Genomic DNA, 21,533 nt, shown 5'->3' with positions numbered 1-21,533 from the left:
GTGGGGGGTCGCGTATCGCCTGCGGTGTGGTGGGTGGGTCGGGGCCGTGGGCGACTGCGGCGCCTCGGGGGGTACACCCGGGGTGGCCGGCCCTCACGCGCGCGTGCGGCGACATTGCCCTACGCGCGCGTGCATGCGTCAGGCTGGGCGGACCACGCTGTGGATCGACGACTCTCCGTCGTAGTAGATCGACTCCTCGCGGACGTACGCGCCGGGCTTGGGGGCGTGGATCATCATGCCGTTGCCGATGTAGATGCCCACATGGGTGACGTCTTCGTAGAAGAAGACCAGGTCGCCGGGCTGGGCGTTGGCCAGGGAGACCGTGGTGCCGGCGTTGACCTGGTCGTAGGTGACGCGGGGGATGTCCACGCCGGCGGCCTTCCAGGCTCCCTGGGTGAGGCCGGAGCAGTCGTAGGAGTCGGGTCCGGTGGCGCCCCAGACGTACGGCTTGCCTATCTGGGAGCGGGCGAAGGCCAGGGCCTTCTCGGCCTTGGTGGCGTACGAGGAGTCCGACGCGGAGGAGTCCGAGGAGTCCGAGGAGCTCGAGTCCGACGACGACTCGCTGCTCTCCTGCTGCTGGGCGGCTTCCTGGCGCTTGCGCTCGGCCTCGGCCTCCGCCTGCTGCCGGGCCAGCTCCGCGGCCTTGCGGGCGGCCTCCTCCTGCTTGCGCTTCTCGATCGCGGCGAGGCGCGCCTTCTCCTCCGCCGTCAGCTTGGAGAGGAGTTCGCGTGCGTCGGAGAGCTTCGTCTGGACCGTGGTCTTGGCGGTCTGGAGGTCGTTCTGCGACTCGGTGAGCGTCTCGAGGCTCTGGGTGGCCTCCTGGCGCTTCTTCATCGTCGCGGACTGCTCGGTGAAGTACTCGTCGACCGCTTCCTTCTGACGGCCCGTCATGCGGTCCATCAGCTGGGTCTGGTCGAAGTAGTCCTGCGGGGTGTCCGCCAGGAGGAAGGTCGCCGTGTCGGGGGCCGCGGCTCCCGTGCGGTACTGCGCGGCGGCGTTGCGGCCGAGTTCCTCGCGGGCTTCGTTCAGCTTCTGGGTGCGCTCGGCGACGTCGTCGAGGAGGGTGTCGACGCGCTTGCGCTGCTTCGCGGTCTTCTCCTTGGCCGCGTTGTACTTCTCGGTCGCCGACTCCGCCTGGCGGTAGAGGTCGTCGACCTTCTTCTCGACCTCTTCGAGGCTCGGCTTGTCGTCGGTCGATGGGCTTGCGGTGGCCGTCTGGGACAGCAGGGCCACGGAGGTGAGGGCCGCCGTGGCGAGGGCGGGGGTCCGTATGCCTGCTACGCGCGTACCGGCGGGACGCGACTTGCGGTGCGACGCCAAGGGAGGCGACTCCTTCCATGCTCCGCCTACCGAGTTAGCTGTCGGGTTCGGGCGCGTGGTTCGGAAGGGTTGCCCTACGGCCGTTCCCGGGAGGGAAGTCGGGCCGATTCACCCCAAGTTCGGTGGGTCCCCGGCTCCGGCTGCGCGGCGGCGCTCCGGACTCGGCGGAGGCCGCGCGGCCCGGCGACGTTCGCCGGAGGGGGTCGTGCGGCCTGTCCGGCACGGTAGCCAACTCGTGTGGCCCCTGTGAAGGTTGATGTTCGATATGCCCGATACATTTTCGTGACCTTGGCGCGGTTTCCCGTGGAGGGCGGTCGGTTGGGGAGTGTCTGGGGTGACTTGGGTTCCTTTTGGGTGGATGCGCCGTCTGTCTGTCTTTGATCGCAGGCTGTGACGGGGCTGTCATGGAGGGTGAGAGGGGCGCTCGGGTGGGTGGCGCCGGAAGATCATCGGGATTTGGAACGGGTGATGTTCTCGGGGCGGCGGCGGGCTGTCAGTGGGGCGCCCTAGACTCGGAGAGCGATGAGCAGCCTCTTTGACGACAGCTTCCTGGCGGACCTCCAGGCCCCACGGGCCCACGAGGAAGAACCCCCGCCGCCGCCCGACGACGATCACGCTCCGGAGCCGGTTCCGGACGATCTGTTCGGCGGGAAGTTCGACGTGCCTCCGGACCGGGACGCGTACTACCGCGACGGCGCCCCGCGGCCGGCCCTCGACGCCGCCGCGCTGCTGGAGGGGTTGAACGAGAACCAGCGGGCGGCCGTCGTCCACTCGGACACCCCGCTGCTCATCGTGGCCGGTGCCGGGTCCGGCAAGACGCGTGTGCTCACCCATCGCATCGCCCACCTGCTGGCCGAGCGGAATGTGCATCCGGGGCAGATCCTCGCGATCACCTTCACCAACAAGGCCGCGGGCGAGATGAAGGAGCGGGTCGAGCAGCTCGTCGGCCCGCGCGCGAACGCGATGTGGGTGATGACCTTCCACAGCGCGTGCGTGCGCATCCTGCGCAGGGAGAGCAAGAAGCTCGGGTTCACGTCGTCGTTCTCGATCTACGACGCCGCCGACAGCAAGCGGCTGATGGCGCTGGTCTGCCGGGATCTCGACCTCGACCCCAAGCGGTTCCCGCCCAAGTCCTTCAGCGCCAAGATCAGCAATCTGAAGAACGAGCTGATCGACGAGGAGGACTTCGCCGCGCAGGCCTCGGACGGGTTCGAGAAGACCCTCGCTCAGGCGTACGTCCTGTACCAGTCGCGGTTGCGGGAGGCCAACGCCCTCGACTTCGACGACCTGATCATGACGACGGTCAATCTGCTGCGCGCCTTCCCGGACGTCGCCGAGCACTACCGCCGCCGCTTCCGCCATGTGCTGGTGGACGAGTACCAGGACACCAACCACGCCCAGTACGCGCTGGTGCGCGAGCTCGTCGGCAACCGCGAGCATCCTGTGGACGTGCCGCCCAGCGAGTCCGACATCCCGCCCGCCGAGCTGTGTGTCGTGGGTGACGCCGACCAGTCGATCTACGCCTTCCGCGGCGCGACGATCCGCAACATCCTCCAGTTCGAGGAGGACTACCCGGACGCGACCACGATTCTGCTGGAGCAGAACTACCGGTCCACCCAGACGATCCTCTCCGCCGCCAACGCGGTCATCGAGCGCAACGAGTCCCGCCGTCCCAAGAACCTGTGGACCAACGCGGGCGCGGGCGCGCGCATCACCGGCTACGTCGCCGACACCGAGCACGACGAGGCCCAGTTCGTCGCCGAGGAGATAGACCGACTGACGGACGCGGGCGACGCGAAGGCCGGCGACGTCGCCGTCTTCTACCGGACGAACGCCCAGTCCCGAGTCTTCGAAGAGATCTTCATCCGCGTCGGCCTGCCCTACAAGGTCGTCGGCGGGGTTCGGTTCTACGAGCGCAAGGAGGTCCGGGACGTCCTGGCCTACCTGCGGGTTCTGGCCAACCCGGAGGACTCGGTGCCGCTGCGCAGGATCCTCAACGTCCCCAAGCGGGGCATCGGCGACCGTGCCGAGGCGATGATCGACGCCTTGTCCCAGCGGGAGAAGATCAGCTTCCCGCAGGCGCTGAAGCGGGTCGACGAGGCGTACGGCATGGCCGCGCGGTCGACGAACGCCGTCAAGCGGTTCAACACGCTGATGGAGGAGCTCCGTACGATCGTCGAGTCCGGTGTGGGACCGGCGACGGTCCTGGAGGCGGTGCTCGAACGCACCGGCTACCTCGCCGAGTTGCAGGCCTCCACCGACCCGCAGGACGAGACCCGCATCGAGAACCTCCAGGAACTCGCGGCCGTGGCCCTGGAGTTCGAGCAGGAGTCCGGCGAGGGCGAGGCCTCCGGCGGGCTCGCCGACTTCCTGGAGCGGGTCGCCCTGGTCGCCGACTCCGACCAGATCCCCGACGAGGACGAGGACGGCTCCGGCGTCATCACCCTGATGACCCTGCACACCGCCAAGGGCCTTGAGTTCCCTGTCGTCTTCCTCACCGGCATGGAGGACGGCGTCTTCCCGCACATGCGCTCCCTCGGCCAGACCAAGGAGCTGGAGGAGGAGCGGCGGCTGGCCTACGTCGGCATCACGCGCGCGCGTGAACGGCTGTATCTGACGCGCTCGTCGATGCGGAGCGCGTGGGGGCAGCCGTCGTACAACCCGCCCTCCCGCTTCCTGGAGGAGATCCCGGCGGCGCACGTGGACTGGAAGCGGACGGGGGCGACCGCGCCCGTGTCCTCCGGTCCCGCGGCCGGGGTGGCGGCCTCGCTGTCGTCGTCCCGCTCTCGTTCGTCGGCGTCGGGCGCGTCAGGGTTCGCGACGCGACGGGGTTCCGAGAAGCCGGTCGTCGCGCTGGCCGTCGGGGACCGGGTCACGCATGATCAGTTCGGGCTCGGCACCGTGATGGCGGTCAAGGGCACGGGCGCGAACGCCGAGGCGACGGTCGACTTCGGGGAGGCCAAGCCGAAGCGGCTGCTGCTGCGGTATGCGCCGGTGGAGAAGCTGTAGCGCTTGCACATGTGCGCCCCCGCTCAATGAAGGGCGGGGGCGCACAAGGAAGTTGATTGGCCGGCCTACGTCGGGTCGAGGCCGTGGCTGCGCAGCCAGGCGAGCGGGTCTATCGCGTCACCGCCGCCCGGCCGGACCTCGAAGTGCAGGTGCGGGCCGGTCGAGTTGCCGGAGTTGCCGGAGTACGCGATGGGGTCGCCGGCCTTGACCGTCGTACCCGAGGCGACGCGGTAGCTGGAGAGGTGGCAGTACCACGTCTCCGTGCCGTCCTTCGCGGTCACGATCATCATGTTGCCGTAGGCGCTGTTCCACTGCGTGCGGACGGTGCCGTCGGTCGCGGCCATCACCGTCGTGCCATACGACACGGGGAAGTCGATGCCGGTGTGCACGGACATCCAGTTGATGCCGGACTGGCCGAAGTAGGCGCTGAGGCCGTGGTTGGCGACCGGGATCGCGAACTTCGGGCGCAGCCGCTCCTTGCGGGCCGCTTCCTCCGCAGCCTTCTTCTTCTCAGCCGCCTGCTGGGCCTTGAGGTCGATGCGCTCCTGCGTCCGGCTGGCCCGGTCGGCGAAGTCGTCGGCGCCGGCGGAGAGGCTCTCCAGCTGGGAGTCCAGCTTGTTGTTCGCGGTGGACGGCTTGACGGAGGTCGCGTCGGACGCGGTCGTCGCCGTGTCCTTGTCGTCGGTCAGGGTGCCGACGGAGGCGGCGGCGATCCCCGCGACACCCATCACACACGCCGAGGGCACGGCGACCGTCAGCAGCGCCGAGCGCTTGGGAGGCGTACGGCGACGGGAGCGGGCTCCGCTGCGGGAGGCGGCACGCGGGGAGGGGGCCGGGGTGGCCTCCTCCTGATCGTCGAGGAGCGGGGCCGCGTCGGGGAGTTCGCCGGGGGCGGTCAGCTCGGCGTCGTGCTGGCCGGGGCTGTCGTAGCCGGTCTGATCGGCGTACGCCGAGGGGTCGTCGTACGCGGTGGGGACGCCGTGCTCGATCTGCTCGAAGTGGGCGGTCGCCTGGTGGTCGAAGGATTCTGCTGCCTGCTCGTACCCGTCGGCCGCCTGCGTGGTGCCTCCGTCGGAGTTCCACTGCGTGGCGTCGTAGGTCCCGGTCTCGAAGGTCTGCGTGCCCCATTCCCAGTGCTGGGTCTGGTCGGCCGGGGCGCCGGACTGGTCCGGCTGGAGCCAGGCGCTCGCGTCCCACTGGCCGGAGGTGTCGTGACCGGTGGCCTGGTGCGGGACGAAGGGGAGCTGCTGGTGGCCGGTCGTCCAGGCGGTGCTGTCGTACGCGCCGGAGTCGTAGGCCGCGTGGTGCTGGGCCGCGTAGGCGTCGTAGTTCAGGGTCTGTTGGCTGCCCGTGGACCACTGCGTGGCGTCGTACGCGCCTGTGTTCTCGCCGGGGAGGCTGCCGAACAGGGGGTCCGCGTCGAAGGTCGCGGTGGTGTGGCCGGCGGCGTCGAATCCGGTGGCGTCGTAAGTGCCGTACGTGGTGGAGTCACCGTACTGGGCTTCCTGGGCGCCGTAGGACGCGTAGTGCGCCGAGGCGGCATCGGAAGCCGAAGCCGGGGAGGTCATGGTCCCCGACGGGTGACGATCGTTCACCAACTTCTCTCTCGCCTCGACAACAGGGGCTGCCAGAGCAGTGCGGCGACTGTACCCGGCGGTATGCGGGCACGACAATCTTCGGCAGGTTTCGCGCGCGCAGGAAACGGGCATTCGGCCGTGTTTTGGCGGACTGCGGGCGCGAGTTTGGCCTTGTGTTCGAGGATTGTTCGATGTCGCTCGGCTGTCCCGAGGCTGTGCGGCGAGTTTGAAGAACGACTGTTAGGCCACGGTCAGGCCGCCGGACCGGGTGGCGGTTTCGGCCCCCGTCCCTGCGGAGTCGAGCGCCTGCCGTATTCCGGTCGCCACGGCGGGGTGCACCGGCAGGGCGAGGTGGCCGATGCCGGTCACGCGGACGTTCTGCGCCATCAGATCCGGGTGGTTGACGCAGGCCGTCTCCAGCGGGTCCATCAGGTGGTCGAGATCGCTCCAGAAGCTCACGAAGTGCGTACGGCAGCCGGGCGCCGGGCGGGCCAGCTCCTCGAGGACCGGTGAGCCGGGGCGCATCTGACGCACGATGGGGTGCGCGTTCGCCAGCGGGACGACGCTGGTGCCGGAGTGCGGTGTGCCGAGCGTGACGAGCGTACGGACCCTGAGATCGCCGCCGAGGCACTGCACGTAGTAACGCGCTATGAGCCCGCCGAGGCTGTGCCCGACGATGTCGACCTGCCGGCTGCCGGTGCGCTCGCAGATCTCCTCTATGTGCCGGCCGAGCAGCTCCGCGGCGGTGCGGATGTCGCAGGTCAGCGGGGAGTAGTTGAGCGACTCGACCTGGTGCCTGCCGTGCTGGGCGAGGTTACGGCGCAGCAGGACGAAGACCGAGCGGTTGTCTATGAAGCCGTGCAGCAGGACGACCGGGGGGTTGGTCTCGGTCGGCAGGTGGGTGGTCCCCCGGGAGTCCGCGGAGTCCGGGGAGTCCGGTGGGGGGAGCGCGGGGGTGGTCCGGCGCTCCTGGGCGATGCCGGAGGGGTAGAGCAGCAGATGTCCGGCGAGGATCGCGATCTCCAGGGCGGTCGCCTTCAGCAGGGCCAGGGAGAGGCCGGCGAGTCTGCTCGGGAGCAGGCGCCGACAGAGCGGAAGAAAGGGGAGTGCTGCCCCGGTGACCTTCATGGCCGACCTCCTTGCGGCACGCAGGAGGACGGCTCCGGCCCCCGTGTGCCCTCGTGGGAAGTCGCGGCGGAGGTGACCGGCGGGGCGAGCGGAGGACGCATGGGGCAAGCGAGGCACGTGACGTGGGTCGGTCCGGTCGGTCTTGGTGCACCGGTGACCCCGCGAGGCTCCCTGCCGGTGTGGCGACGAGGCTCCCCGCTGTCGTGCCTTACCTGCCCTACGTGCCCTTCGTGTCCCCGTCGGTGCGCCGCACCGCCCCGTCGCGCGGCCCTGCGGCGCGGTGGTGCGGCGACCTCGTTACGGCTCCCGTTGCGCGTGGTCCCGCTGCGACGCGTGTGCCGCAATCCGCTGCGGCCCGTGTGCCGCAGTGATGTGGAACGGTGCGCGGCGAACGTGTCCCACCGTGTGATTTCCCCCTCGGTCTGTGCCGCGAAACTGCCGGTTGCGGGATGCTGGCGATAACGTTCGTTCACTTCCCCGGGCGGTGTGGCCCGGGCGTCCGTGCCGTGAGGGCGCGTCCGCCGTGGTGAGCAGCGGAAAAGTGCGATACACGCACCATGTATGACATGTGTGCGGTGTGCGGCATAACTCATATATGAGTGGTAGTCGTCGGTACGGATGGATGTAGTCGCTTCATGGAGGCAGTGATGGGTGTGGCAGCCGGTCCGATCCGCGTGGTGGTGGCCAAGCCGGGGCTCGACGGCCACGATCGGGGAGCCAAGGTGATCGCGCGGGCGCTGCGTGACGCCGGCATGGAGGTCATCTACACCGGGCTCCACCAGACACCCGAGCAGATCGTCGACACCGCGATCCAGGAGGACGCCGACGCGATCGGGCTCTCCATCCTCTCCGGCGCCCACAACACCCTCTTCGCCGCGGTGATCGAGCTCCTCAAGGAGCGCGACGCGGAGGACATCCTCGTCTTCGGTGGCGGGATCATCCCCGAGGCGGACATTCCCCCGCTGAAGGAGAAGGGCGTCGCGGAGATCTTCACGCCCGGGGCGACGACACAGGCGATCGTGGACTGGGTCCGTACGAACGTCCGTCAGCCGGCCGGGGCGTAGGTCATTGCGCGGTGCGGGTGAGCTGGGCCGGTGCTGTCCAGCTCCTTGATCATGGCTGCCCGCAGCCGCAGCGTCGTGACCAGTCGCTGGAACGCCTCCGCCCAGTAACCCCCGGCCCCCGGTGACGCGTCCTCCGGCTCGTCGGGTACCGCCAGCAGGCCGTCGAGGCGGCTTGCCTCGGACGGGTCGAGGCAGCGCTCGGCCAGGCCCATCACTCCACTGAAACTCCATGGATAACTCCCCGCGTCCCGCGCGATGTTGAGCGCGTCGACCACCGCCCGCCCGAGCGGCGGAGCCCATGGCACCGCGCACACCCCGAGCAGCTGAAACGCCTCGGACAGACCGTGCGTCGCGATGAATCCGGCGACCCACTCGGCCCGTTCGGCGGAGCCCAATGTGCCGAGCAGCTTCGCCCGCTCGGCCAGGGACACCGCGCCCGGACCGCCCGCCTCCGCGGCCGAGGGCGACCCGAGGAGTGCCCGCGCCCACTCGGCGTCCCGCTGCCGCACCGCCGCCCGGCACCAGGCCGCGTGCAGCTCGCCCTGCCAGTCGTCCGCCACCGGCAGTGCCACGATCTCTCCGGGCGGGCGTCCCCCGAGCCGCCCCGGCCATGTGCTGAGCGGTGTCGCCTCCACCAACTGGCCGAACCACCAAGATCGTTCACCTCGCCCCGGCGGCGGTTTGGGTACGACCCCGTCGCGCTCCATGCCCGTATCGCACTGGTGCGGTGCCTCGACACTGATCGTCGGTGTCGGCTGTGTGTGGTCCAGCGCCACGCACGCCCCGGCGCGTGCCGCCATGCGCCCGGCGAGCGCCGAACCCGGCAGTGCGGAGAGCAACTCCGCCGCAGTCGCCCGGACGTTGCGGCTCCGATCGGCCAGGGACTGCTCCAGGAACGGCTCGTCCCGCGCGCCCAGCCCGGCCCGCAGCGAGTCGAGGAACATCAGCCGGTCCTCGGCCCGCTCCGTCGCCCATGTCGTGCTCAGCAGCTCGCGCGCGGCGACGGGCTCGTGCGCCCGTATCGCGGAGAGCAGGGCGACCCGCTCGGCGAACAACCCTTCCTGCCACAGCTGTTGGACTGCGGCCGTGTCGTCGAGGTGCGGGAGGGACGCGCCGCCGCCGGGTGTCGCGCGCAGGGCGAAGCGCCAGTCCGGGTTCAGCCGGGCGAGCCACACCGCCCGTGGGCCGGCGAAGGCCAGCGCCGACGGCCGCAGATCCGTGCGTCCCCGTGCCGCGTCCAGCAGGGCGGGCAGGGACTGCGGGGGCGGTGCGTACCCACGGTCGTTCGCCGTCGCCAGCCACTGGGGCAGTAGCTCCATGAGATCCGGTGCCGTGCCTCTCCGGCCGCCGCCGGCCGCGCCGGGACGGTCGGCCAGCAGCATCGCCAGCCTCCGGGCCGCCGCCGAGGGCAGGGCCGGGCGGCCGTCCTCGGGGGCCGGCTCCGGCCGCTGCGCCGCTCGCGTCGGGCGCAGCCCGGCCCGCCGTCGTACGGTCTCCATCGCCGCCGCGTCCAGCAGCGCGAGCGGCGCCTCCCGGCCCGGCTCGCAGCCCGGGGGCGTGCGGCGGTCCGTCCCGAGCAGTGCCGCGGTGACGAGCTCCTCCCAGGCGCCCGGCCCAGGTGCATTCACAGGAGGCGGTTCCACAGGAGGCGAGTCCACAGGAACGGACGGGCTGTTCATGGGGTTCCTTCCTTTCTGCCTTCGTGCTGGGTGCCTTGCAGCGGGGTCGTCGCGCTGTCGTCGCGCGGCGCGTCGCTCAGCACAGCTGCACCGGCTCGCCCGCGTCCTCCGGCCAGGCCGTCAACGGAGTGAAGCCGCGGTGGCCGCACTCGCCGAATACCTTGACCGGGGCGCCGCCCGACAGCGCGACCAGGCGCCACAGGCCCGGGCGGGCCCGGGCGGCCGGGGTGAGCGGCAGGGCCGAATCCGCGTCGGCGTCCGCCAGCTGCCACGAGTCGCCGTCCGGGGCGGGCACGACCCGGTCCAGGGTCACCGGGACGGAGTCCAGCCACGGGTCGTCGCGCAGCGCCTCGCCGTAGCGGGCGGTCGCCTCGGTCGTGGTCACACCCGGTGGCCGTATCGCCGCAGGCGCGGGCGGTGCGAACTGCTCGCCCAGAGCAGCCCGCAGCTGCCCGGCGCCCGGGTACGCCGACACCTCCGCCTCCAGGGTCAGCCCCACCGGCAGCGCCAGCTCCGGGGCGCGGCCGGCGGCGCCGTAGGAGAGGAGCAGCGCGGTACGGCCCGAGTCGGCGCCGTACAGCCATATCCGGCGTGTCGTCAGTTTCACATCCGCCGTGTCGTACTGGGCGAGGACCAGCCAGCGGTCCCGGACCGGTGGGCCGTCCGCCGACGTGGGCAGGCCGATGCGGGAGCGGACCGTGTCGGTCAGGCCGTCGGGCAGCCGCTCACGGCCCAGCCAGCCCCGGTCGAGGAGGTGGAGGAGGGCGCACTCCTCCAGCAGGCGCACCGGCCAGCCGGGGCCGGACGCCGGGATCGCCCCCAGCTCCCGCACCCGCGCGGCAAGTCCGGGGGCCTGGGCGTCGACCATGCGGGCCGCCGTCTCCTCCCACAGGCCGTACCCCGCCTGTTCCGCGCCGGCCAGGCCGCCGCGCAGCAGGTCCGCGAGGCGCTGCTCCAGCTCCGTCGCCCCCGCGGTGACCCGCAGGGCCCGGCGCTCCGCCCTGCGGCGCGCGGCCTCCGGGTCACCGGACCCGGATGCGGAACCGGGCGTGCCCGCCGTCCGCTTCTCCTCCGCGCGCTGCCTTCTCCCCTCTATCCACTGCCCCGCCCAGTCAGGCGGCGGCCCGGACGGCACCGCGCCGTCGCCCTCCGCCCAGAGCAGCAGCAGTCCGAGCGCGTGTTTGCACGGGAACTTCCGGCTCGGGCAACTGCACTTGTACGCGGGCCCGGACGCGTCCGCGATGTCGATGACCGTCTGATACGGCTTGCTGCCACTGCCCTTGCACAGTCCCCACACCGTCCCCTCGTCGGAACTCCCCGCCTCGGACCACGGACCTGCCGCGCCGAGTTTGCTGCCCGCTTTGCGTGATGCGGCGTCAGGCGCCAAGGCAAGCACCTGGTCCGCGGTCCAGCGCACCCCCTGCTGAGTCATGTCATCGAAGGTAGGTCCCACCACTGACAATCGGTCGGGGCGAAGGTCCGGGCGGCGGTGTCGTGAGCACGTTTTCGCAGGTCGGAACGCATTGTCAGTGGTGTGGTGCACGGTGGACACCAGAACCGAAACCGGCTGAACCAGCCGAGCTGGAGGGGGACTTCGCCATGCCTGTGTCCGTAAGCCCGACATCCGTCGAAGCGGGGGAGACGGAACCGACCGAGGCGTTGCGTCCGCATGCCGAGGACGCCTTCGCCCATGAACTCGCCGAGCTGGCCGCGCAGGACGACCGCCCGCGCCCGGCCCGCTGGAAACTGTCGCCGTGGGCCGTGGCCACGTATCTGCTCGGCGGCACGCTACCGGACGGCACGGTGATCACACCGAAGTACGTCGGCCCGCGCCGCATCGTCGAGGTCGCCGTCACCACGCTCGCCACCGACCGCGCGCTGCTCCTGCTCGGCGTGCCCGGCACCGCGAAGACATGGGTCTCCGAGCACCTGGCCGCGGCGGTCAGCGGCGACTCGACGCTGATTGTGCAGGGCACGGCGGGCACGCCGGAGGAGGCGATCCGGTACGGCTGGAACTACGCGCAGTTGCTCGCGCACGGACCGAGCCGCGACGCCCTCGTGCCCAGCCCCGTCATGCGGGCCATGGCGGAGGGGATGACGGCCCGCGTCGAGGAGCTGACCCGTATTCCGGCCGACGTGCAGGACACGCTGATCACGATCCTGTCGGAGAAGACGCTGCCGATACCGGAGTTGGGGCAGGAGGTGCAGGCGGTCCGCGGCTTCAACCTCATCGCCACGGCCAACGACCGCGACCGTGGGGTCAACGACCTCTCCAGCGCCCTGCGCCGCCGCTTCAACACGGTCGTGCTGCCGCTGCCGGAGAGCGTCGAGGCCGAGGTGGACATCGTCTCCCGCCGCGTCGACCAGATGGGCCGCTCCCTCGACCTGCCGGCCGCGCCCGACGGAATCGACGAGATCCGCCGCGTCGTCACCGTCTTCCGCGAGCTGCGCGACGGGGTGACGTCCGACGGCCGCACGAAGCTGAAGTCGCCGAGCGGCACGCTGTCGACGGCGGAGGCGATCTCCGTCGTCACCAACGGCCTCGCTCTTTCCGCCCACTTCGGCGACGGAGTGCTGCGGCCCGGCGACATCGCCGCGGGCATCCTCGGCGCCGTCGTCCGTGACCCGGCGGCCGACCGGGTCATCTGGCAGGAGTACCTGGAGGCGGTCGTGCGCGAACGGGACGGCTGGACGGACTTCTACCGGGCGTGCCGGGAGGTGAGCGCGTGAACGGCGAGAGCGATGACCTGGGGTGGGGTCGGCCGAGTGGGGGATCGAAGTCGGGTGGGTCTGTGGCCGGGGTGGTCGTGGGGTAGATCGGGCGGCGAGGCGGGGTGGCAGTGCCCGGCGGGTGGCCCTTGAGGGATGGGTGAGGTCGGCGGTGAGCGGCCGGTGGGGATGGGCGCGGTCGGAGTCGAGCGGCCGTCAGTGGATGGGCGCGGTCGGTGGTGAGCGGTCGGCGGGTGATGGATGAGGCCGCGAGGTGAGCGGCCCGCCGCGGATGAATGAGGCCTCGCGGTGAGCGGACCGTGACGGACGGGTGAGGTCGGGACGGTGAGTGGTGGCGACGCCTTCCTGGTCATGGGCGGGATCAGGAAGGCGTGGCCGATGGCGCTGCCGTCGGGTGGCTGCGGAGGAGTGGGGGAGTGGGGAGTGGGCTGTGAGGGGTGACGGGATGCGTCGGCTGCGGGGCGAGGGTGGCGGAGTGATCGACGTCGTGGTCGGACGGTTGGGATCGAGGGGGACCGAGTGACGGGCATCGACAGGGCTGGAAGCGAGGGCCTGGAGGCGGGTGCCCACCGGGCGAGTGACGTGCCGACGGGATGCCCGGACGCCTTGGCCGCATCTGCTCCGGTGCCGAAGCCGCCGGGGCCCCTGCTGCTCGGCGTACGGCACCACGGGCCCGGGTCGGCGCGGGCCGTGCGGGCGGCGTTGGAGGCGGCCCGGCCGCAGGTCGTGTTGATCGAGGGACCGCCCGAGGCGGATGCCCTGATCCCGCTCGCCGCCGACGACGCCATGCGGCCGCCGGTCGCTCTCCTCGCCCACGCCGTGGACGAGCCGGGTCGTTCGGCCTTCTGGCCACTGGCCGAGTTCTCCCCGGAGTGGGTGGCGATCCGCTGGGCCCTGGAACACGGGGTCCCGGCCCGCTTCATCGACCTGCCGGCCACGCACACGCTGGCGTGGGGCAAGGACGGGGAGCCGGTGCCTGTCGGCAAGCAGGGCGGGGAGCCTGGCGGAGCGAGTGCGGGAGGGCGGGCCGGAGAGCTTGCCGGAGTCCAGGCAAGCGAGTCTGCCGATGAGCCGGTCGGTGGAGCTGCTGCGGAGGGCGCCGGCGAGTCTGCTGGAAGGAGTGCGGGGGAGCGGGCCGGGGAGATCGGCGGAGAGCAGGCTGGTGAGCCTGTCGGAGAGCGGGTCGGGGAGCCTGCCGATGAGCGGGCTGGTGCGCCTGGCGGGGAACGGGTCGGGGAGAGCGGCGGAGGGCAGGGTGGTGAGGCTGCCGGAGGGCAGGCTGGGGAGTCTGCCGATGAGCGGCTCGCCGAGCCTGGCGGGGTGCGGGGCGATGGGAACGGGTCCGGTGCTGATGTCCGGGTCGACCCGCTCGCCGTGTTGGCCGATGCCGCTGGTTACGACGATCCCGAGCGGTGGTGGGAGGACGTCGTCGAGCACCGGGGCCTGGGGGAGGGGGACGTGTTCGCGCCGTTTCTGGGGCTTGAGGAGGCCATGGGGGCGTTGCGGGAGGCGTACGGGAGCGGTGGGCATGAGCGGGATCTCGTGCGCGAGGCGTATATGCGGCTCCAGGTGCGGGCCGCTCAGCGGGAGTTCGGGGACGAGGTGGCCGTGGTCTGCGGGGCGTGGCATGTGCCCGCGCTGCGGCAGAAGAGCACCGTGGCCGCCGACAAGGTGTTGCTGAAGGGGCTGCCCAAGGTCAAGGCGGACATGACCTGGGTGCCGTGGACGTATCGCCGGTTGGCCCGGGTCAGCGGGTACGGGGCGGGGATCGATTCGCCGGGGTGGTACGGGCATCTCTTCGGTGCGCCGGACCGGCCGGTCGAGCGGTGGATGACCAAGGTGGCCGGGTTGCTGAGGGACGAGGACCGGATTGTGTCCTCGGCCCATGTCATCGAGGCGGTACGGCTGGCCGAGACGCTGGCGGTGATGCGTGGGCGCCCGTTGCCGGGCCTGAGCGAGACGACCGACGCGGTGCGAGCGGTGATGTGCGACGGCTCGGATGTGCCGTTGGCGCTGGTGCGGGACCGGCTGGTCGTGGGGGATGTGCTCGGGGAGGTGCCGTCGTCGGCGCCGGCGGTGCCGTTGCAGCGGGACCTCGACCGGATCCAGCGTCGGCTGCGGCTCAAACCGGAGGCGCTGGAGCGGGAGTTGGAGCTCGACCTGCGCAAGGAGAACGACGCCGAGCGCAGCAGGCTGCTGCACCGGCTGCGGCTGCTGGGCGTGGAGTGGGGGGAGCCGGTCGCGTCGCGGGGCAGTACGGGGACGTTCCGGGAGACGTGGCGGCTGCGGTGGGAGCCCGAGCTGTCCGTGCGGGTCGCGGAGGCCGGGGTGTGGGGGACCACCGTGTTCGCCGCGGCGACCGCGAAGGCGGAGACGGACGCCGTTGCCGCGCAGGGTCTCGCCGACGTCACCGCACTCGCCGAGCGCTGCCTGCTGGCCGAACTGCCGGGCGCGCTGCCCGTGGTGATGCGGATCCTCGCCGACCGTGCCGCCCTGGACACCGACGTCGGCCATCTCGCCCAGGCCCTGCCCGCGCTGGTCCGCTCCCTGCGGTACGGCGACGTCCGGGGCACCGACACCGGCGCGCTGGCGGAGGTCGCCGCGGGTCTCGCCGAGCGCGTCTTCGTCGGCCTGCCCCCGGCCTGCGCCGCCCTTGACGCGGACGCGGCCGAGGAGATGCGGCGCCGTGTGGACGCGGTGCATGGAGCGGTGGGGTTGCTGGGCGACGCGGTGGGTTCGGGCGGGGGCGCACGGGCTTCCGTATCCGGATCGGGTGAGGGCGGTGACGAGGACGCACGGGGCTCGGCATCCGGATCGGACGGAGACGCACGGGGCTCGGCATCCGTATCGGGAGAAGACAGCGACACGGGGCGCGAAGGCTCCGCCCCGGGCAACCCGTCGCGTGCCCTCGGTCATGGAGACCTGCGCAACCGTTGGCATGGGGTGCTCCGGGTGCTGTCCCTCCGGGACACCGTGCCCGGCGTCATCCGGGGGCGGGGCGTGCGGTTGTTGCTGGACGATGGGGAGTTGGTGCAGGAGGAGGCGGCGCGGCTGATGGGGCTCGCGTTGTCGCCGGGGACGCCGCCGGCGGACGCGGCCTCGTGGATCGAGGGGTTCGTCGGTGGGGGATCCGGCGGCGGGATGTTGCTCGTGCACGACGAGCGGCTGCTCGGGTTGGTCGACGCGTGGCTGACGGGGGTCTCGGCGGATGCGTTCACCGACGTGCTGCCGCTGCTGAGGCGCACCTTCTCGGCATATGAGCCGGGGGTGCGGCGGACCCTGGGCGAGCTGGTCCGGCGTGGGCCCGGGGAGCGGGGGCGTGCGGGGGCCGGTGGCCCCGGCATACCCGGCTTCGCCGCCGAACTCGACGGCGCGCGGGCGGATGCCGTGATGCCGGTGGTGCGTTTGCTGCTGGGGCTGGACCGGGTGGCAGAGGGCGTCGGGAACCGCCTGCGCGGCGACAACTCAGGCGAGAACAACCTTGTGGGGACGACGGGATGACGACTGGCGAAGTGACGGAGCCGAGGACGCGGGGCGTGCAGGTGGGCGCCGTCAGGCAACCGCCGGGGGCGTCGGCGCTGGGTCGGCCCGCGACGACGACCGTGCCGGTGATCCCGTTGTGGGAACGACCTTGTGAGGGAGCACGCCGATGACGAGTTCGACGAGCGAGGCGATGGATCCGGCGCGGGAGCGACTGCGACGGTGGCGGATGGTGCTGGGCGGGGACGACGCCGACGGCACCGGGTGCGCGCTCTCCGGGAGGGACGCCGCGATGGACGGGGCACTGGGCGCTCTCTACGGCAAGGGGGACAAGGCACAGTCGGGGAAGGACCGTTCGGCGGGGCTCGGGGCGTCGGCACCCTCGGTGGCGCGCTGGCTCGGGGACATCCGGACGTACTTCCCGTCGTCCGTCGTCCAGGTCATGCAGCGGGACGCCATCGACCGGCTCGGGCTCTCCACGTTGCTGCTGGAGCCCGAGATGCTGGAGGCGGTGGAGGCGGACGTGCACCTCGTGGGCACGCTGCTCTCGCTGAACAGGGCGATGCCGGAGACCACGAAGGAGACGGCACGGGCCGTTGTGCGCAAGGTCGTCGAGGACCTGGAGAAGCGGCTCGCCACCCGCACCCGGGCCACTCTCACCGGCGCTCTGGACCGCAGCGCCCGTATCAACCGGCCACGCCACCACGATATCGACTGGAACCGCACGATCGCGGCCAACCTCAAGCACTACCTCCCGGAGTACGGGACGGTCGTGCCGGAGCGGCTCATCGGGTACGGGCGGGCATCCCAGTCCGTGAAGAAGGAGGTCATCCTCTGCATCGACCAGTCGGGGTCGATGGCGGCGTCCGTGGTGTACGCGTCGGTGTTCGGGGCCGTGTTGGCGTCCATGCGCTCCATCAGCACACGGCTCGTCGTCTTCGACACATCCGTCGTCGATCTCACCGACCAGCTCGACGATCCGGTCGACGTCCTCTTCGGTACGCAACTCGGTGGCGGTACGGACATCAACCGGGCGCTCGCGTACTGCCAGTCGCAGATCACCCGGCCCGCGGAGACGGTGGTCGTGCTGATCAGCGACCTGTACGAGGGAGGCATACGCAACGAGATGCTCAAGCGGGTCGCCGCGATGAAGGCGTCGGGCGTGCAGTTCGTGGCACTGCTGGCGCTGTCGGACGAGGGGGCGCCCGCCTACGACCGGGAACACGCGGCGGCTCTCGCGGCGCTGGGCGCACCGGCCTTCGCGTGCACGCCCGACCTGTTCCCGGAGGTGATGGCGGCGGCCATCGAGAAGCGACCGATTCCGGTGCCGGACGCCGCATGAGGAGAGGAACGCGGAGGGCGACGAGGAGAGGAGCGAGCAGCGGAATGAGGAGGGCAAGGGCGAGGATTTGCCGGTGATTTGTCGACCTGGTGACGACCGGCTTGGGCCAGCAAAACGGACATGAGTGCCCATCGGTGGCGGGGGGCTTGCGCGAACTTGGGAGGGGCGTGCGAGGATCGACGCGCCTCTTCAGCGGTGCGCCGCGCCCCGCTTGCCCGCACCGTGTCGCGCTGACGCGACGCTCGTCACGTGTACTCCGTTCCGCCGCACGGGAGGACCCACCTCGTCTTGACCTGGCCAGCCGCTCTGCCTGTCACCGCTCTGCGCGTCCTGCGCACGGCGGCCGGGTGGCGTGCGCTTCAGGTGGCGTTGCTGGTGGGCGGTCTGTTCGCGCTCGGGTTCCTCTGCGGCGAGCGGGCGTATGCGGCGGACGGGGTGTCGGTGGGCACGGGCACCTCGACGTCCTCGGTTTCGGCGCCCTCGGCCTCCTCCGGAGCTGCGCCCTCCGCCTCCTCCGGAGTCGCTCCGTCGGTGCCGAAGGGCGACGGGATCGGAGCGGCGACGAGGGGTGCGGTCGAGCGGTTGGTGGGGGAGCCGGCCAGGAAGGGTGCGCAGGCCTCGGCCGAGCCCCGTCCGCCGCAGGCTCCGGCCAACCGGGCAAACCCGGCAACTCCTCAGCCCGCAGCCCCTAGTGCCCCGGCCCCGCATCCCGCCGACAACATGGGCAGCTCCGACGGCACCAGCGACACCGGCGACACCGACCGCCAGCCCCTCCGTCCCGTGAGCGACCACCTGATCCAGGACGTCGTCGAGTCGGTGACCGAGGAGTTGGCCGAGGTGCCGCCGCTGGCGTCGTTGCCCTCGTTGCCGGTGCTGCCGGAGTCGCCGAGTTGGCCGGGCCTGCCGGGGTTCGAAGTGCCCAGCATGCCCAGCTTCCCGGGGCTCCCCGGCCTGCCGGCCCTCCCCGCTGTCCCCGGCCAGACCCTGCCCGCGCCGGTCACCACGACGCCGCAGCCGGGATCGGAGGCGCCCGCCTCGGGTGACGGACGCGGCAAGGAGGGGCGTACCGGCACCGCCGCACCCGCTCCCGTCATCTACGGTCCGTGGTCCGTCGCCGGTGCCGCAGCGCCCGACACCTCGGCACCCGGCGACGCGCGCCGCATCGCGCCCTCCGGCTACGCGCCCGTCCAGCAGGCGCCGGCCGATCACCCCGGCGGTCTCGGCGGCAGCCGTTCGGCGGGCGACAACAGCTCGCCTCGGCACGGGGACGCGCACGCCGTCTCGCTGAGCCAGCGGGCGCCGTTGCGGCTGGTGCCCGGCGCCGCCGCCCGTGCCGACGTGGACGAGATCCAGGACAGGCACGGGGACATACCGGTTTCCCCCGCGTAGGCCAGTGGGCCAGTAGGCCGACCCTCCCCGCCGTAGACCTGCCGCGCGGGGGCGGAAACAGGTCTGCCCGTCCGTCCGGACCCCAGTTCCCGGATGTCCCCCCTGACATCCCGGCCCTCCCGGACGGAAGCCGCCGGAGCCGTAACCGGTCCCGCTGGTCCCCTACTTCCCGGACCGCGACCCGACCCGAACCGGCGCCGCTATGTCCCCAAACCGTCCGAAGCCCCGGAGTTCGGAGTTCGGAGTTCTTCACGATCTCCGTTTCCCGGGAGGCCTTCGGAGCCCCAAGATCTAGGGATCCGACGCAAGCATGAACAAGAACATCCGCCGTTCGATCGTCATAGCCGCCGGCGTCACCGGCGCCTGGGCGCTGGGCTCGACCGTCGCCAGCGCGGACGAGCTGCCCGCCTCCACCCTCTCCGTACCGGACACGACCACCGACGCGACCGACGCCGTCGACAGCGCCGACGCCCCCGGCCTGCTCGGCGGGGTCACCGACACCGTCAACGGCGTCGTCTCCGGCGTGACGGACACCGTCTCCGGCGCCACCGACGGCGCCGACAGCACGGTCGCCGACACGGCCGACGCGGCTGCCGACGCGGCCGGGACGACGCCCGCGAGCGCCGCCGATCAGGCCCGCCGTTACGTCGACGCCAAGATCACGGTCCCGTCCTCCACCAAGTCGGCCACCAAGGCGAAGGGCGCGGCCCAGGCCATCAAGGGCGCCAAGGCCGCCCGCGCGGACCACGCGGCGCAGGCCACCGCCCACGCCGAGGCCGCCGTCTCCGCAGGTGTCGCCGGCCTCGGCAACGCCGGTGCCCCACAGCTCCCCGACTCCCCCAACATCCCCGGCACCATCGACTACCTCTTCGGCCCCCTCGCCGCCTTCGCCCCCGAGCTGGAGCAGGCGCTCGCCGCCACGCAGACGAAGCTCCAGGGCACCCAGGCGGCGGCCCGTGCGCAGGCGCAGGGCGTCGAGGGCGTCGTACGGACGAAGGCGCAGTACGCCGTCGCGGGCGCGGGCCGCACCGGCGCGGGTGCGCAGGATGTCGCCCAGGCCGCCGTCACCCACGCCAAGGGCCAGGTCACGGGCACGGCAGCGGACGCGACGGCCACCGCCACCGGCAGGGCCACCGCCGTCACGGCGGCCGCCCAGGCCTCCGTCTCCGCAGTACTGGGCCATGTCACCGGCACGGTCGGCGGCGTCGAGCAGCGGGTCGTCGGCACGGTCAGCGCCGTCCCCGGCACGGTCACCCCGGTCGTCGGGCAGACCGCCGACGCGGTCGTCCCGCCGGTCGTCGGGCAGGCCGTGAACGGCGTGCTGCCCGTCGCCGGGCGCACCGTCGGCGGAGTCGTCCCGGCCGCCCAGCGCGCCGTCGACGGCGTGGTTCCCGCCGCCACCCACACCGTGGGCCAAGTGACCCCGGTCGCCACCAGCGCGGTGGACAGCGTCCAGTCGGTGGCCGGCGGCGCGGTGACCGGCGTGCGGCCGGTCGTCGGCCAGGCGGTGGACGGCGTCGTGCCGGTCGCCCACGGCGCGGTGGCCGGGGTCGCCCGGACCGCCGGTCACACGGTCGACGCCGCGACCGCGCTGGCGTACGGCGTGGTCGCCGAGGTCCAGCCGGTGGCCGGCCAGGCCGTGAACGGCGTGCAGCCGGTCGTCGCCGGTGCCGTCCAGGGAGTCCAGCCGGTCGTCGGCGGCGCCGTCCACGGCGTGCCCCCGGTGGCCCACGGCGCGGTCGGTGACGTGCAGCACCTCGCGTACGGCACCGTCGCCGACGTCCGACCCATCGCCTACGGTGCCGTCTCCGACGTCCAGCCGGTCGTGCAGGGCGTCGCCCACGACGTACCCCCGTACGCCACCGGTCTGGTCGGCCAGGTCACCGCGGACGTCACGGGTACGGTCCTGCCGCCCGTCGCCGACACCGCCGTGCACGGCGTCATGCCGGTCGCCGGGCAGGCCGTCGGGGACGCGGGTGCGCTGGCGTACGGCGTGGCCGGCGACGTCCAGCCCTTCGCGGGCGGTGTCGTCGGTGAGGTCGACCCCTTCGTGCACGGGGTGGCCGGACAGGCCGTCCCCTTCGGCGAGGGCGTCACCGGGGAGGTGCGGCCGTTCGCGTACGGCGTCACCGGCGCCGTGCAGCCCGTCGTGGACCAGGTCGTGGACACCGTCGGCCCGGTCGTGCGGGGCGTCGGCGGCAGCGCCACGACGCTGGCGTACGGCGTCGTCGGCGATGTCCGGCCCTTCGCGGGCGGTGTCGTCGGCCAGGTCGACCCCTTCGCCCACGGTGTCGCGGGCCAGGTCGCACCCTTCGCCGGCGACCTGACCGGCACGGTCCGGGAGTCGGGCGGCCCGCTGGCCGGCAACGCCCTCGGCGGCGTGCAGGGTGTCGCCGACTCGATCACGCCGGGCTACGTGCAGGACCTCCACGACGGCGGCGCGTACCGCATCTGACGCACCGCCCCCAGATGTCGTACGACGCCCCGGCGGGGCCACGTACGGCGCATCCGCAGCCACGGCGAGGGCGGTCGCACGGGCCGTGGCTGCGGGCCCGGTCGCCCCTCCCGTCGCGACCCACCGACTCCGCGGGGCAGACGGCCCCGGACGGCCGAAATCCGTCGGCTGTTCCCTCCGGCACCCCGCGGAAGGGCCGGTGATCCCCATTTGGGGTGGGGATCACCGGCCCAGAGCCCACAGGGGCGGCCCATTCGTGCCCCTTCGGGCTGTTCAAGGGACCTCACCGGGTCAACCCCAACCCGGTGAGGTCCTTCCATGCGGCCCCGCCGAATCCTCACAGTCGGCACGCCGTGCCAG

General features: G+C 72.2%; 12 protein-coding genes and 1 riboswitch. Of the genes, 7 read left to right on the top strand and 5 right to left on the bottom strand.

The genetic code is table 11. The features are described from left to right. Nucleotides 1-138: 138 nt before the first annotated feature. Nucleotides 139-1,320, bottom strand: coding sequence for a C40 family peptidase (locus BLU79_RS09320; protein WP_093905183.1), 1,182 nt, complete (start codon nt 1,318-1,320; stop codon nt 139-141). An 8-nt stretch (nt 1,321-1,328) separates the two neighbouring features. Then, nucleotides 1,329-1,497: riboswitch (cyclic di-AMP (ydaO/yuaA leader) on the bottom strand. A gap of 345 nt (nt 1,498-1,842) precedes the next feature. Between BLU79_RS09320 and pcrA the strand changes: the two genes are divergently transcribed. Continuing rightward, a complete protein-coding gene (gene pcrA, locus BLU79_RS09315) occupies nt 1,843-4,329 on the top strand; it encodes a DNA helicase PcrA (protein WP_093905182.1) in 2,487 nt (828 codons plus the stop codon). Between the two features lie 65 nt (nt 4,330-4,394). Here pcrA and BLU79_RS09310 read toward each other — a convergent pair whose 3' ends face one another. Then, a complete protein-coding gene (locus BLU79_RS09310) occupies nt 4,395-5,897 on the bottom strand; it encodes a M23 family metallopeptidase (protein WP_256333225.1) in 1,503 nt (500 codons plus the stop codon). Nucleotides 5,898-6,146: 249 nt separating this feature from the next. Beyond that, complete coding sequence (locus BLU79_RS09305; protein ID WP_093905180.1) at nt 6,147-7,034, bottom strand: esterase/lipase family protein; 888 nt, start codon at nt 7,032-7,034, stop codon at nt 6,147-6,149. A gap of 647 nt (nt 7,035-7,681) precedes the next feature. Between BLU79_RS09305 and BLU79_RS09300 the strand changes: the two genes are divergently transcribed. Beyond that, nucleotides 7,682-8,098: a coenzyme B12-dependent isobutyryl CoA mutase small subunit gene (locus BLU79_RS09300; RefSeq protein WP_093905179.1), complete on the top strand. Its 417-nt coding sequence runs from the start codon at nt 7,682-7,684 to the stop codon at nt 8,096-8,098. On the opposite strand, the gene BLU79_RS09295 is transcribed toward BLU79_RS09300, so the two are convergent. Beyond that, on the bottom strand, nt 8,080-9,777 hold the full coding sequence (locus BLU79_RS09295) for a DUF5691 domain-containing protein (protein WP_093905178.1): 1,698 nt from the start codon (nt 9,775-9,777) through the stop codon (nt 8,080-8,082). The genes BLU79_RS09300 and BLU79_RS09295 overlap by 19 nt on opposite strands. A gap of 76 nt (nt 9,778-9,853) precedes the next feature. Then, complete coding sequence (locus tag BLU79_RS09290) at nt 9,854-11,209, bottom strand: SWIM zinc finger family protein (RefSeq protein ID WP_093905177.1); 1,356 nt, start codon at nt 11,207-11,209, stop codon at nt 9,854-9,856. A gap of 167 nt (nt 11,210-11,376) precedes the next feature. Between BLU79_RS09290 and BLU79_RS09285 the strand changes: the two genes are divergently transcribed. The 5 genes from BLU79_RS09285 to BLU79_RS48925 all read left to right on the top strand — a co-directional run bounded on the left by BLU79_RS09285 (nt 11,377) and on the right by BLU79_RS48925 (nt 21,173). Beyond that, nucleotides 11,377-12,507: an ATP-binding protein gene (locus BLU79_RS09285; RefSeq protein ID WP_093905176.1), complete on the top strand. Its 1,131-nt coding sequence runs from the start codon at nt 11,377-11,379 to the stop codon at nt 12,505-12,507. Nucleotides 12,508-13,152: 645 nt separating this feature from the next. Continuing rightward, the gene (locus BLU79_RS09280) at nt 13,153-16,008 is read left to right on the top strand and encodes a DUF5682 family protein (RefSeq protein ID WP_177000975.1); all 2,856 of its coding nucleotides are present in this window, start codon (nt 13,153-13,155) and stop codon (nt 16,006-16,008) included. Nucleotides 16,009-16,156: 148 nt separating this feature from the next. Next, nucleotides 16,157-17,329 (top strand): VWA domain-containing protein, encoded by a 1,173-nt coding sequence (locus tag BLU79_RS09275; RefSeq protein WP_177000949.1) that lies wholly within the window; start codon nt 16,157-16,159, stop codon nt 17,327-17,329. A 288-nt stretch (nt 17,330-17,617) separates the two neighbouring features. After that, the gene (locus BLU79_RS47830; protein WP_143052477.1) at nt 17,618-18,718 is read left to right on the top strand and encodes a hypothetical protein; all 1,101 of its coding nucleotides are present in this window, start codon (nt 17,618-17,620) and stop codon (nt 18,716-18,718) included. 310 nt (nt 18,719-19,028) lie between these two features. Next, nucleotides 19,029-21,173 carry a hypothetical protein gene (locus BLU79_RS48925; RefSeq protein WP_256333224.1) on the top strand — a complete coding sequence of 715 codons (2,145 nt, stop codon included), beginning with the start codon at nt 19,029-19,031 and terminating at the stop codon, nt 21,171-21,173. The last annotated feature ends 360 nt before the right edge of the window (nt 21,174-21,533 follow it).

The organism is Streptomyces sp. cf386 (assembly GCF_900103585.1).
Taxonomy (GTDB): domain Bacteria; phylum Actinomycetota; class Actinomycetes; order Streptomycetales; family Streptomycetaceae; genus Streptomyces.
This window is presented reverse-complemented; position numbering and strand designations above follow the sequence as displayed.